Source organism: Fimbriimonadia bacterium (genome assembly GCA_039961735.1).
Lineage (GTDB): Bacteria > Armatimonadota > Fimbriimonadia > Fimbriimonadales > JABRVX01 > JABRVX01.
On record JABRVX010000049.1, the window covers coordinates 1 to 13721 of the forward strand.

Consider the following 13721-nt stretch of genomic DNA (forward strand, 5'->3'; position numbering starts at 1 on the left):
GCGAACTGCCTGTCCAGAACATGTCACCCGTCTCGAACAGGATGCCGGGGGCGCCGAACCGAAACCGATTCGGGCCGAACACCTCCAGCGTGACGTTCCGGTCGTTTAGCCAAAGGTCATAGCCCGCATTCGCGTCGTTCGGGTCGGCACCTAACATCATGGCGACATCGCCCCTTGACGTCACGCGGTAGTGACTGGTCGCGAAGTATTCCATCCCCCACTTCTCCGCCACGTAGTCCGTCTTGTTGCGGAAGACATGAGATCGCCGCTTACCTTCGGAGTCGTAGAAGTAGGCATGGAACCACAGGTTACGCGGTTTGTCAAGACACCTACCGATGCAGCCCGTGCCAGGCCCCGTCGCCAGTACATGCGATTCCCGGCTTGGGCACGACGGTGTTCGTTAGTCGCCGAAACGTGGCAGGCGGAGGAAGATGGTCGGGGTGCGGTCATTGGTCAGACGGAGGAGGCGCGTCTCCATCCGGACAGCGGCCCACTCGGCGTCTTTGGCGGGAATGGGTAGAGACATCTCCAGCGTGTTGTTGCGCCAGTACACCCGCTCTCCCTGCGCGCCTCGGCTCGGTCGAATGCTCTTTTCGTCGAAGTGCACGCTCTGCCCCTCGGCATCGAACCACCTAGCCAGGACACGATACTCCCCCGAACGTGCAATCCGCCCCGCCAAGTCGAAGCGTAGATGCAGCAGTCCCGCCGACGCCGCAGCGTACACAGCCTCCACGTCTAGGCCCGGCACGATGTTCCGCACCAGCTTGTCGGCCACGGGCTCCTTCGACACGGGTTCCAGGCCTGCCCACTCGGTGCTCGCGTCGCCTAGCGCGATGCGTCGGTGCGAAACTCGAATTGGCTGGGGAACTTCGAAGAACAACTCGTTGGCACGCACGAAGCTACTAAGGAAACGGCCCAGCAAGCGCGTCTGCGAGGCATAGGAGCGCAAGGCCAGACCCTTCGCCGCAATCTCCTCCTCCGTCAGCGGGAGGTACAGGGCGGCGCGGTCGTCGAGGTTACTCGGCGGCTTGAGCGACGCCTCGGGATAGCGCCCTTGTGGGATGGGCCAATCACCGCGATGGATCAAGTAGCCGTAGAGCCGAGGCCGCTCTCGTACCTCGGACGCGTATCGAAGGAGTGCAACTTGCAGGAAAGCGCATGCCATCGCGTGATCCAGATGATCATCTAAGGGGTGGGTAACGAAGATGCGATCGGGTTTGGTCTCGAGGAGGAGAGCGAATAGGTCGTCGGCGAGATCGCTGCCTGTCGGCAACCGCGAGGGGTCACCGTCGCGCGCTGCCAATCGAGTGCGTACAGGCTCGCTCCAGTGCTTACTCCAGAGGTTGGCAAGACCCTTGTCCGGGTAGCCCAGGAACCGTAGCCGGGCGTTCGGCAGGCCGAGCTGGCGCAAGGCCTCTCGGCTCTCCAAACGGCGCTTGGCGGCATACTCCCGATAGTCCTCGCGAGAAGGCTCCAGGGTACGCTCTTCCAGCGCAACGCTCGGTTCGAACGCTTCCCCGTTGGTTATCACGGCAACCGTGACGTCGGCACCGTTGGCCAGTGCACGTTGGATCAGGCCACCACAGCCCAAAACCTCGTCGTCCGGGTGTGGGGCGAGCACGAGTAGGCGTTCTCCGGCGCGGGGCTGTGGCAGAAGTGCGCTGATCGGCTTGGGCGTGGCGCGGACCGTCAGATGTAGCTCGCCGTAATAGACGGCGGCTGCCGTGAGCAGGAACACTGCAGGTAAACCAACTCCGAATCCTAGACCCCGCCGCCACCGTACGTGACGGCGCTTCTGGGTCGGGCTCGTGGGTCGCACTATTTATCTCCCGGCGTTCGAAGCTGCGTTCAGACCCATCAGCTTCGAGACGGGAAACGCAGCGAGGGCCTCGCCGATCAGGTCCAGCGGCAGGTCCTCCAGCTTCCTGAACCGGACGCACGACTTGCCCATATCGAGTTTCTTCTCCGCCTCAGCGTAGGCGTCGAGGATTTTCCGCCTGTGCTCGGGCAGCTCGGCCAGGTATTGCTCGACGGTCGCCGCGCCGGATGATGCCATGTAACTCCAGTCCCCCGGAGAGCATAATAGCCGATCCGCTGTTGGGGCGGCAACGCGTGGAATGGCTAGTTCGGTGCGCAGGAACCGTGGGAGAGGCCGACGGCCTCCGGGACCTCACGGGTCGACGGCCTCTGTACGACTAGCGAGTGGCGTATTCACCCATGCCGGTCACATCAATCAGGACTACGGGATCGTTCCCGACGACCCAAGCGTCGTGGCCTGGCGGAAGCTTGGCTACGTCTCCGGGCCCGAATTCCTCTTCGCTACCGTCGTCCATCCGGACGCGCAGCCTGCCGGACACGTGATACTGGGTGTGCGGGGCGAGGCAGCTCTCGGTCTGAGCGATCGGCTTGACCGACTCCGACCACCGCCAGCCGGGGTCGAGCGTCGCACGACCGAAAGTGACACCCCCTACGGTGATTAGGTCGAGCTTGCCTTTCGGGAACTCTCGCGTCTCGTCGGGAGAAGCCATGTTCCTCTTCTCCATCTTGTCCATTACTTCACCTCGTTAGCTTCTTGGCTCGGTGAACGCGCGGCATCGGCGTGCTTGGCAACAGCCCGAGCGCCCACACGGAACGTCGTATCTTAGCACGGTGGTAGGCGAAAAGTACCAACCAAGCAATCATCTCGGCAAAAAAGTTCGATACTTTGGCAAGGTTTTTACTATGGACGCTGCATCGGATACGGAGCATCGTGCGTTCTCTCGGTCCCCGGCATCCTCGGTTCCCGTCTTCGCGGGAACGAATCATACATTACACACACATCGCTTGCTAGCTGTCGTTCCCGCGAAGACGGGAACCTGCGCTCGGTGCCAATGCTCTGGAGGGACTGCGCAGGCCGTTGTCGCGGACGTCCGAGACGGGCCCGCCGTGCTCACACCACGCAGGGGTGCCGCGGCGCTCGCACGCGCCGAATCGGTCTTCATTCGTCGACTCCTCGATTTTGAGCGCTCGCGCTACGATTAGCTTGCGGACGAATTCGGCGGGGATCTACCGATCGAGCGGCAGTTGGATCGTCGCCTTCGCAGTCTTGTGCCCCTTCCGGTCATCGGCGTGCCCGGCGATCACTAGGCTGGAGCGATGTACAGCCCTATGTGGTTCCTGTGGAGATCGAAGGATGCCAGTGGGCCGCGATGGCGACAGTACGGAGTTCCGGATCCGAGGCCCCCTCAATCTCGGGAACGGCCTGATGGATGGTCTGCCGAAGTGGGTTCAGATGGCCTCGCGCAGTCTCGGGAGCCGTCGCGACAAACGCGTCCACACCGTTCGGGCCATTGTTCACGGATTCCCCCCGCCTCGAGGCGTCTGAAGTGTAGTCACTTCCGGCTGGCGGAGTGGGTGGGATTCGAACCCACGAGCCGCCTTTCAGCGACTACACGATTTCCAGTCGTGCTCCTTAGACCACTCGGACACCACTCCGGCGAGCCCTATTATGCGTCTCCCCGTGTGGGAAGTCAACCTGACCTGCAGGATCGCGGCCCGTCGCGCAGAGAATGTACATATATCCCGCGGCTCGCGAGTAGCGTGAGCGACCTGCGACGGTGCCGGTCCGGCGTCGTGGCCCTCGCTTGCGTGGAATCCGATCCGCCCGAAGTGAGCGAGGAGTATGAAGCTAAGCCGTTCTCCGTTCGACGAGTTGTTCGTCCGCCATCCCCAAAACCCGATTCTTTCCGCCCAGCGCTGGCCGTACGGGGCCAACACGGTCTTCAATCCCGCAGCCACGCTGTTGAAAGACGGTTCCACGCTGCTGCTGGTCCGGGTCGAGGACCGGAGGGGGCACTCGCACCTAACGGCCGCCCGCAGCCGCGACGGGATCACGGGCTGGGTCGTGGACCAGAAACCGACCTTCTCGCCGGATCCGGTGAACTTCCCCGAGGAGCTGTGGGGCGTCGAAGACCCCCGCATCGTGTACCTCGAGGAGCTGGGCAAGTATTCGATCTGCTATACGGCGTACTCGGCGGGCGGCCCGTTGGTCTCCTTGGCGCTCACCGAGGACTTTCGTACCTTTGAGCGGCGTGGGGTCATCATGCCGCCCGAAGACAAGGACGCTTCCCTGCTTCCGCGCAAGTTCGGCGGGCGATGGGCGCTCATCCACAGGCCGGTGCCGGCTTTCATCGGCGCGGGAGCCAACATCTGGATCTCGTTCTCGCCCGACCTCACACACTGGGGCAACAGCCAGGTGGTCATCGAGGCACGCAGAGGCGCGTGGTGGGACGCAAACAAAATCGGCCTCTCGCCGCCACCCATCGAAACTCCTGAAGGTTGGCTGGTGATGTATCACGGCGTTCGGGTCACGCCTTCAGGCTCGATCTACCGGCTCGGTCTCGCCCTGCTCGACCTGGACAATCCGACGAAGATGATCCGGCGGGGGCCGAGCTGGGTGTTCTCGCCGGAAGAGGACTACGAGCGGGTCGGAGACGTTCCGGACGTCGTGTTCCCCTGCGGCACCACGTACCATGCAAACACGGACGAGGTGTACATGTACTATGGGGCCGCAGACACTGCGGTGGCGTTGGCAATCGGGAAGCTCCGGCACCTGATTGACTGGCTGATGACGGAAGGCGAGCCCTGCTGAGAGACCGAGAGGGAGCATCATCCCCCAAGATCGGCGGGCACGCCGCTGCGGCGTGCGCTCGTATCAGGAGGAAGAGCATGAAGCTGATCTCCACGCGTCTGATCGTTGTTGCCCTGCTCACCTGGCCCCTCGTTCCGTGCATCGCGCAGACCCTTGACGAGGCCGACCGCGCGGCAATGCTCGAGCGCATCGCTTCCACTCTCGCTGACAAGGCGTACGACCCTGCCGGGAAGCTGAAGGAGTGGCCGAAGCTGATGGAGGAGTACAAGCCGAAGCTGGACGACGCGAAGGACGATGCCACCTTCATTGGGCTGCTGCGTGAAGCGCTCGCGTCCACCAAGGTGTCCCACCTCCAGATACTGACGCCCGCTACGATGCAGTATCTGGTCACTCAGAAACTGGTCGGCATTGGAGCGTACGGCGATCACGTAGGTGGGGAAATCGTGGTCACGGAGCTTGCCCCTGGGTCGCCAGCGGACGAGTGCGGCGTGGAGATCGGCGACACCATCATGTCGGTGAACGACGCGAGGCCGACGAACGCAGGGCTCTTCGCCCAGGCGGGCACCACCGTAGGCATCCAGTACCGAAAGCCGGACGGCTCGATCCATCGTCGGCGGGTGCGCGTGCGCGCCTTCGAGTACCGACCGCCCAACGCGTTTTACGCTGTGACTCCACGCACGGCCTACATCCGCGTCCGCTCGTTCATGGACGGCGGGTACAGCACGACCTGGGTCCGCGAAACCATGAAGGACGCCGTGAAGTTCGAGAACATCATCGTGGACCTCCGCGACAACGGCGGTGGAACGTTGTCGTATCTCGCGGATCTGTGCAGTTACTTCCTGCGTCCTGGGACTTCCCTCGGGCTCTTCATTACGAAGAAAGGTCTGGAGATGACGGAGGCTCAGCCCTACACGCCAACCGCGAAGTCGTTGTCGGCTTTTCAGGACCTTGCCGCCATCGAGAAAGCGGGCCGCCTGGAGCTGTTCTCTCCGAAACCGGCTTACGGCCCGTTTCGCGGCAAGCTGATTTTGATGGTCAATGGGAACTCGGGCAGCGCCGCAGAGATTGCCGCCGGAGCACTCGTCGAAGCCGGGCGACCGCTCGCGGTGATCGGCATGCCCTCTGCGGGCGTGGTGTTGGCCAGCAAGTCCGAGCCGATCGGCAAGAGCTACATGCTGCAGTATCCCGCTGCGGACTACCTGACCCCTCTCGGTATTCGCCTGGAGGCGAACCCGGTTCAGCCGACTCATCGAGTTACGGGCTTGGAGGTTGCGATGGCGCTGCAGCGAGGGGAGATGGACCCGGCGATTGCGCTGGCGTTGGAGCTGTTCGGGGACCCGGGGCGATGAGGCGCAGGTACAATCGCAGCCTATACGGAGCCGAATGGGGGGCGTTTTGGCGATAGAAAGTGCCGTGAAGCGGCGAGCAAAGAGGAAGCATCGGGTCGTTCTAGGCGATGCCTACGGATACTGCTTCGGCGTGCGCCGGGCGGTAGAGATCGTGGAACGCGTGCGGGCCGAGCGTAGCGGCAACCTGACGACGCTGGGCCCGATCATTCACAACCCGCAGGTGGTCGCGAAGCATAAGGAGATGGGGATCGGCTTCTGCGGTAGCCTGGACGAGGTGAAAGACGGCATAGTCGTGATGTCCGCTCACGGCGTCGGGCCGAAGACCATCGCAGATGCCAAGGACAAGGGCTTGGACATCGTAGATGTGACGTGCCCGTTCGTCACCAAGGTTCACAAAGCGGCCCAGAAGATGGTGCAAGAGGGGTACGAGATCGTCATTCTGGGCGACCAGGGCCACACCGAGGTGCGCGGGGTCATTGGGTCCATCGAGGCCGCGGGGGGCAAGTACACAGTGGTCTCCGGCCCAGAGGACATCGAGAAAGTGGGCTTGCCGCGCAAGGTTGGCGTAGTCAGTCAGACCACGCAGCAGGGGGAAACTTTCGCGGCACTCGTCGGCGCCTTGACTAAGGTGGCCTTCGAGGTGCGGGCAGTGAACACGATTTGCGGCGCGACGGACGAGCTGCAGGCTTCGGCGTTGCAGCTAGCCAATCAGGTGGACGTCGTGCTGGTCATCGGAGGGAAGAACAGCGCCAACACCCGCCGACTGCGGGACATCATCGAGAAGGCGAATACCCCCGCCTATCACATTGAAACGGTGGACGAGATCCAAGACGAATGGCTCGAGCATGCGGAAACCGTAGGTGTGACGGCAGGGGCTAGCACGCCGGACTTCGTGATTGACGAGGTGCTGGACTTCCTGTCGCACGGAGAGGCAGTGGTGCCCAAGGATCGCGGTCACTACGACATCCAAGGCGACGTGACCGACAAGCTTAGCGCATACAAGATCAAGTAGCCGCAGCGCGGCGGAGAGAGGTCTCGATGAACGCCATTCGCGTGGTGCTGACCGCAGTCTGCTTTGCGTGCTTCGCTCCTGCATTCGCGGACATCAAGGTCAACGTGAACGTGCAGGACGGGGATACCATCGCGGGCCTGTTCAAGATTATTGCCACCTGCGAGTCCGATAGCGTCATCCAGCAGGTGGAGTTCTACCTGAACGACGAGCTGGTCGGAATAGACACGAGCACCCCCTACGAATATACGTTCGACACAATCGAGCGAGACGACGGCGCATATACACTGGTGATTGCTGCCTATGCGGAAGACGGCAGCTCACAACGCGTGACCTATAAGCTCACGACCGACAATCAGATCGGGCTGGGCGCAAAGCACCACACAGAGATCGGCGAAGAGGCCCTTCGAGAGCAGAAGTGGAAAGATGCTATCCTCGCCGCCCGAGTCGCTCTGAAAGCCGACGCGAAGTACGCTCCCGCCCTTATCGTGATGGCACGCGCCAACCTAGGCATGGGGGTGTTCGACGAGGCCCAGAAGTACATCGAGGACGCCATCGAGGTGGACCCGACATCCTCCTTTGCTCATGATATTCTGTCGCAGGTTCACGTTCGCAAAGCGATTGCCGTGCGGGCGACAGGGGACGATCCGGAGAAGGCCGAGCAGAACGAGAAAGCCGCGTTCAAAGCTGCGATCGATGCGCATAACAAGGCCATCGAGTTGCGATTGCGTGCGCTGGGACAGCCGACTGAAGCTACTCTCAACCAGAGGCTAGCTCTGCTTTTCGAATACGGCCAGTTCGGTGAAGCGAAGAATATACTACGTCCGATAATCGAACGCGACCCGAAGAACGTGGATGCGCAGAACCGGATGATGTACGCACAGCTCCGACGAGGGGAGCTCGTGGACGCACAGAAGACCTTCGATGCTCTGGTCAAGCGCGGGCTGGGAGATGCGCGCACCTATGCGATGGGTGCGGTGCTGGCCTCGCTTCGCTGGGAGGATACGAAGGCGGACGATCTGATGCAGCAGGCGTTCAAGCAAGATCGGAAGTCGCTGTTCGTGCGACTGTGCCAAGCCTTTATCGTGCTGGATCGCGGCAAGGCCGCAGCCGCACAGGCAGCTGCGACCGACTTGCTGGACAGTGGGTTCAGCAACCCCGAGGTGTACTACTACCTCGGTCGCATCTACTACGATCAGAGAGAGTACGAAGCTTCTCGTGTGGCATACGAGAATGCGCTGCTGCAAAATCCCGCGCTGTCGGAAGTACACATTGCGCGGGCGATGGAGAACATGCGTTCCGCACGGCTTACCACAGATCCGAAGGCTGCTGAGAGGTACCTACGCCTTGCTCGCATCTCTTTCGAGATTGCACTCACCGCGCGAGGAGAATCGCCCGGTGCCCTAGCGGGTCTTGCGTTGGCGCACGCTTTCAGCGGCCGGAATGCAGATGCTGCTAGGCTCGCTGCCGGCGCACAGGTAGTGGGTGGTCAGACGGCATGGGTGCAATACGTTTGTTCCGCGGTGTACTCCAGGGCCAATCAGCCGGAAAAGGCACGGCAGGCAATGGACACTGCGATCAAGCTGAGCCCCGAAGGGATCGCAATGTCCATGCCGACGCTGGACGAGGCGTTCCGGTACATGACCAAGTGGGGCCGCTCACCGGTTCTAGTAGCACCTTAGAATAGCCCCTCCTCTAGCGCGCCCCCGAGGGATGGGGCTAGTCGGGAACTCTGGGTAGCAGCGTAGCTGTCGCCGGGACCGCAGTCTTGTTGCGAGATCGGTGTATCATGGTCCCATGAGCTTCATCCTGTCCCTTCTGGCCACGCTGTCGCTGCAGATTGCACCGGCTCCCTCGTTCGATGTCGTACGCACGGCGGTCGAGACTGCGTGCGTGCAGCAGCTGGATGTCAACCGTGACGGCTACCCCGAAATCGAGTACCTCCGCCGAATCCGAAACCTACAGGGCGCTTACTCACTCGAATCGCAAGGCTCTGGAAAGGGAACGGTGCTGGTGATCGTGGAGAGCCGGCTGCTGGAGCCGCTCGCAGGCGCGAGGGCCTTGGACCGACCGCTGGAAACGTTTGTCGCAGACCTGGCACGGGACGGCTATCACGCGTTCGCCCTGGAAGCCAAGCTGGAGCCGGGACAACGCAAACAGAACGGGCTGACCGTGTTAGCACTCAGACGCTGCCTGCAGAGTGTGCACCGGGCAGGTGTTGGGTTGCGTGGGGTGATCCTCGTCGGACGGTTCCCCGCTGCATCCATCGTTCGCCAGAACTATTGGGAGAAGGATGGGGACCTCGTGCTGAACGCGGGCACCGACAACGAGAAGAAGTTCGCGGGCGTGCACTGGCTGGTATCACGTCCCGAGCCGGTGTCCAGCGTGGCGGACATCGTGCTCGCAGACCTGGACGGGGACTGGGAGAAGGTCTATCAGCGAAACGAGCGTAAGTTACCGTTCGTGGTCGCCGTTTATCCGGACAAGGACATCACCCAGGCGACCGAGGACTGGGAGACGGGCACTGATACCTTTCGTGACTACTTCCTGGTGCAAGACGGCGCTTTCCGTATCGAGCGCGAAGGCAAAGCTCTTCGTGTTTCGCGAGTGGGCCCCGTAGACAACGAGTGCACGGCAGACGACCGGAGGCTGCCCAACCCACTCGCCCGCCCCGAGATTGCGGTGTCGCGGTTAGACGCTTCCATGGTAGCGTTGCGCCCGAATCCACGCCTCCGTTCTTCCGATGGGCACCCGGCAATTGACAGTAACGGGCGCCCTTTGGAGGCGCAGTTCGAGGAGGGCAAAGTACCCTCCTTTGCCAGGCAGTGGGTGCGCGATCCGTATCTGGAGCGAGAGCTGCTATACGCCTATTTCGAGCGCAATCATCGTTATCGAACGCAGGGCGCGGGGGATGCTGCCCGAGCCGGGTGCTATTCCACGGAGTGGGGGTCTTCCGTACCAGAGATCATGGCGGCGGTGCCAGGATGGGACAAGAAGCAACATGACGACTTGGTAGGTACTCACCTTACCGTGAACGATTGGGTGAAATGGATGCAGCGCCCTGCCCTCTTTCGAGCGATCAAAGCGCACTCCTCTCCGTGGGGCTCGGACTACGGCAAGTCTTCTGACAGCGAGGAACTGCTACGTGAAGTGGGCGGCATCTCCTGGGCGTGGGAACAGAAGGGAAACCGTCTCCTACCTGCTAGCTTTTCCTCCGGCACGGGGGGATTCGCCCTCTACTACACGATGTATCGCAATCGGGTACTCCCGGATACGCCTAACATGTTCTTGTATACCGGATGCGAAGGTATCACTCCTGCCGAGTATGACGTGCTTCCCTATGGTCACGAGGACTATGGTAAGTTCCAAGGGGCGCAGGCGCTCATGATGTACTGTAATGGTCTCGTGCTAATCGGTCGTGGAAAGGTATTCAATGACGAACCGGCAGAGCTCGCGAAGGTGCTGGGCGAAGGCGGGACTTGGGGCGATGCCTGGATGCATTACTTCTCGGTAGACGGTGCCAATCCCGAAGAGAATCGGGATAACACCACTCGCATTCGGCGCAAGAAAGCGTACTTCTGGGCGTTGCTAGGTGATTGGACGCTGCGGCTGCAGCCATAAACCTGTGCTCCCCGATGCTACAGGTTAGTTTTCTGGAAGGGGTGCGGATGCGAAGACGTCCAAGGAAAGGTCGTCGTAGTACCCGGCTTTCAGGCGTAGATTGCCCGCCACGCCGATCATGGCAGCGTTATCGGTGCAATAGGCGAAGTCGGGCACCACGAAATCGCATCCGATCTCCGTTAAGCGCTGTTCCAACTGGGTGCGCAATGCGGTATTCGCCGCGACTCCGCCTACTAGTGCCACCGTATCCAAGCCTTCGTTCTCCGCTGCCGACACGGTACGCGTCACGAGCACGTCCACGATCGCTTGCTGCACGCTGGCAGCCACGTCCGGCACGTCGAGCGTCCCGTCGGCCTTCTCCACATATCGTAACACCGACGTCTTTAGCCCGCTGAAGCTGAAGTCGTAGCCGTCACCTGGCAGCGAGCGCGGAAAGCTTACGGCGGCCGGATTGCCACTGACGGCTTCGCGGTTGAGATGTGCTCCGCCTGGATAGGGCAAGCCTAACAGCCGAGCCGCTTTGTCGAACGCTTCTCCCGCGGCATCGTCGAGTGTTTGACCTAACACACGGTACCTGCCTAGTCCATCCACTCGCACGAGCTCCGTATGCCCTCCGGACACCACCAGTGCGAGGTAGGGGAATGTTAGAAACGGGTCGGCGAGCAGAGCCGAGAAGATGTGACCTTCTAGGTGATGCACCCCCACGAGCGGTTTGTCCAACGCCACGCTGAGCGCCTTCGCAGCTGTCACACCTACCACCAACGCACCCACCAGGCCCGGGCGGTTGGTCACGGCCAGGCCATCAATTTCCTGATACTCCATGCCCGCCCGCTTCAAGGCCTCTTCCACCACTAGGGTGACTCGCTCCACGTGGGCACGTGCTGCAGCCTCGGGTACCACCCCTCCCCACTGTGCGTGGAGGTCAATCTGGCTGGACACGATGTTCGACAACACCGTGGCGTTCTCTCCCACCACGGCAGCGGATGTCTCGTCGCAACTGGTCTCAATCGCCAAGACCCGCACTTCGTGCACACTCCTTTCGCAGCCTGTTCAGCGTCTCCACGTACTCGGGCGACTGCAAGTCGTTCAGCCACATCACGCAAGCGTCCTCTTTGTCGGGGTAGTAGGCTTTGCGGATTGCCACCGTCACGAAACCGTACTTCTCGTAGAGTCTGCGTGCGACCACGTTGCTCGATCGCACCTCGAGCGTGGCGCGCGCCATGCCTTTCTCGACGGCATGACGAAGCAGCTCGCACACTAACAGCTCACCATATCGCTTGCGCCGCTGCTCGGGCGCGACGGCCACGGTGGTGATGTGCGCTTCGTCCACGATCAGCCATTCCCCCGCGTAGCCGATCACCATCCCGGCCTGCTTCAGCACCACGTAGTGCGACATGTGGTTGGTCAACTCGGCGGCGAACGAAGCCCTGGACCAGGGGCAGGCGTAGGCCCGCACCTCGATCTCCATGATGGCGTCGAGGTGCTCCTCTCGCATGGGCTCGATACGCAGACGCTGAAGGACGGCGCTCATAGAACCTCAGTTTACTCTGCGACTCGAACGGGCCAGAGGCGACGGACCGGTGGGGAGGGTTTTGGGCCTGCTGGTGGCGACCCGGGACGGTGCCATAGGGGGGTGGCGCGCTGGAAACGGCGATTCAGGGCCAGGCGAAAGCTGAGAACCTAGTAATAATACTGTAGCAACGGGGGGGGACAGTATAATGGGCAGGAGGAGGCGATTCGATGGTAGGCAGAATCGCAAAGCTGAGGCCGGTATCCCCGTTGTTTTGGGCTATCCTAACTTTGCCGTGCCTCGCGCAGCCACGGGTCGTCAATATCATCGGCGACAAGCAGGTCGGCGGGCTATCGTGCGACAGCGCCGGTCTTCCAGAGTACTGCCAGTACCGGTTCGTGGCACAGCTCGATCCTGTCCCGCCAGGTTGCACGGTGGAGTACGACTGGACTTTCGAAGGGTGCGGAGCGCAAGTGCGAGAAGGCGGCGACACCGCTAGCCCCCTGGTGCGCTTTAACCAGACGGGCGTGTGCAACATATCGCTGGAAGCGCACGTGGTGGAGGCCCCAGGCTGCAGTCCGCAGCAGTGGGTCGGTACGGCAATCTACTTCGTCGTGGGCGGTCCCTTCGACATCGTGCCGGCTAACGGCATCACCGGCTACGCGCACGATTATCACCAGGAGTACCTGCCCTGGTACATAACCTTTCACGGTTTCGACCCACCTCCTGGGCCGGGCCCCCCGGCGTGGCCAAGGCATCTGCAACCTCCGGCAGGCATCAAAGCAACGGCTCGGTATGCGCAACCGCAGGGGGATCGGTATCACACCGTTTATCCCACTGGAAGCCTGTGCATGAAGGGCGTTGCCCCGAACGGCTCCTCCCAGGCCAGGGAGGCAGAATTCTACGCACGTAGCGGGTCGCAGATGGGCGGTTTGGAGATCTGGCTCGTCTACGCGGTGATATACGATGACGTCCGTCTGGGCGAAGCGTGGGACGATAGTCACCTCGTCCACACGACCGCCTACGAGAACTACCGTAGGCTCACAGCACACAAGCCCAAGGGCACGGATTTGGTGTCCGCGGACCCGGAGCTTGACCATACAACTCTTCTCAGCCGACCCCCGCCGGACCCGCCGCCGTATTACAACAGCCGCTATTACATGTATCGGCTGAGAGATCACCTGGGGTTCTGGATGCCAGGAACGTCGGTGAATGAACGGTTCCCTAACGGAGTGCCCCAAGGCCTAAAGGTCAACAACGAGTTGAACCCGTGGGTGACTCGGTGGACCAAACCCTGGGATGGCCCCGAGGTGGGCAGGTTTGGAGACTTACGGAACAGGGATAAGGCTGACTGGATCCGTGCAGGCGTGCCCGCATGGTGGCCTATCGAGGAGCATCAAGGCAGTCCATATCAGTTTCCGAATTACGCTCACGACCGTATCCTCCAACGATACGTGGCCGGGTCAAGCGACACTGCTGTTGCTGCCCCCGGTTGCCTGGTGGGCGAGCGAGAAGTCATGTTCTGGTCTGACCAGATCCAGCACCTTCCGTCGCGCTGGCCCGCGTGGGACTGGCCCCCGGATCCGCTCCCTCCTCCTCCCC

At 61.8% G+C, this 13721-nt stretch carries 12 protein-coding genes and 1 tRNA gene; 6 read left to right on the forward strand and 7 right to left on the reverse strand.

The window, feature by feature from the left end:
* The 5 genes from HRF45_11610 to HRF45_11630 form a co-directional block, all read right to left on the reverse strand.
* Nucleotides 1-214, reverse strand: a 214-nt coding sequence (locus HRF45_11610) for a hypothetical protein (GenBank protein MEP0767174.1), incomplete at its 3' end; no start/stop codon positions are given.
* A gap of 186 nt (nucleotides 215-400) precedes the next feature.
* Nucleotides 401-1738, reverse strand: coding sequence for a PIG-L family deacetylase (locus HRF45_11615; GenBank protein ID MEP0767175.1), 1338 nt, complete (start codon nucleotides 1736-1738; stop codon nucleotides 401-403).
* Between the two features lie 84 nt (nucleotides 1739-1822).
* The gene (locus HRF45_11620) at nucleotides 1823-2056 is read right to left on the reverse strand and encodes a hypothetical protein (GenBank protein ID MEP0767176.1); all 234 of its coding nucleotides are present in this window, start codon (nucleotides 2054-2056) and stop codon (nucleotides 1823-1825) included.
* Between the two features lie 139 nt (nucleotides 2057-2195).
* The gene (locus HRF45_11625; GenBank protein ID MEP0767177.1) at nucleotides 2196-2552 is read right to left on the reverse strand and encodes a cupin domain-containing protein; all 357 of its coding nucleotides are present in this window, start codon (nucleotides 2550-2552) and stop codon (nucleotides 2196-2198) included.
* 830 nt (nucleotides 2553-3382) lie between these two features.
* A tRNA-Ser gene (locus tag HRF45_11630) sits at nucleotides 3383-3474 on the reverse strand.
* 187 nt (nucleotides 3475-3661) lie between these two features.
* On the opposite strand from HRF45_11630, the gene HRF45_11635 reads away from it, so the two are divergent.
* The 5 genes from HRF45_11635 to HRF45_11655 all read left to right on the forward strand — a co-directional run bounded on the left by HRF45_11635 (nucleotide 3662) and on the right by HRF45_11655 (nucleotide 10609).
* A complete protein-coding gene (locus tag HRF45_11635) occupies nucleotides 3662-4630 on the forward strand; it encodes a glycosidase (protein ID MEP0767178.1) in 969 nt (322 codons plus the stop codon).
* A gap of 77 nt (nucleotides 4631-4707) precedes the next feature.
* Nucleotides 4708-5979: a PDZ domain-containing protein gene (locus HRF45_11640; GenBank protein MEP0767179.1), complete on the forward strand. Its 1272-nt coding sequence runs from the start codon at nucleotides 4708-4710 to the stop codon at nucleotides 5977-5979.
* Nucleotides 5980-6043: 64 nt separating this feature from the next.
* Nucleotides 6044-6991 carry a 4-hydroxy-3-methylbut-2-enyl diphosphate reductase gene (ispH, locus tag HRF45_11645; protein MEP0767180.1) on the forward strand — a complete coding sequence of 316 codons (948 nt, stop codon included), beginning with the start codon at nucleotides 6044-6046 and terminating at the stop codon, nucleotides 6989-6991.
* Between the two features lie 26 nt (nucleotides 6992-7017).
* Nucleotides 7018-8670, forward strand: a complete 1653-nt coding sequence (locus HRF45_11650) for a tetratricopeptide repeat protein (protein ID MEP0767181.1) — start codon at nucleotides 7018-7020, stop codon at nucleotides 8668-8670.
* A gap of 115 nt (nucleotides 8671-8785) precedes the next feature.
* Nucleotides 8786-10609 carry a hypothetical protein gene (locus HRF45_11655; GenBank protein MEP0767182.1) on the forward strand — a complete coding sequence of 608 codons (1824 nt, stop codon included), beginning with the start codon at nucleotides 8786-8788 and terminating at the stop codon, nucleotides 10607-10609.
* A 24-nt stretch (nucleotides 10610-10633) separates the two neighbouring features.
* On the opposite strand, the gene tsaD is transcribed toward HRF45_11655, so the two are convergent.
* Together tsaD and rimI are read right to left on the reverse strand one after the other, a co-directional pair.
* Complete coding sequence (gene tsaD / locus HRF45_11660; GenBank protein MEP0767183.1) at nucleotides 10634-11632, reverse strand: tRNA (adenosine(37)-N6)-threonylcarbamoyltransferase complex transferase subunit TsaD; 999 nt, start codon at nucleotides 11630-11632, stop codon at nucleotides 10634-10636.
* Nucleotides 11613-12140 carry a ribosomal protein S18-alanine N-acetyltransferase gene (gene rimI / locus HRF45_11665; protein MEP0767184.1) on the reverse strand — a complete coding sequence of 176 codons (528 nt, stop codon included), beginning with the start codon at nucleotides 12138-12140 and terminating at the stop codon, nucleotides 11613-11615. The genes tsaD and rimI overlap by 20 nt, the downstream gene beginning before the upstream one ends.
* Nucleotides 12141-12349: 209 nt before the next feature.
* Here rimI and HRF45_11670 point away from each other — a divergent pair.
* A partial coding sequence (locus HRF45_11670) for a hypothetical protein (protein ID MEP0767185.1) occupies nucleotides 12350-13721 on the forward strand: 1372 nt, incomplete at its 3' end.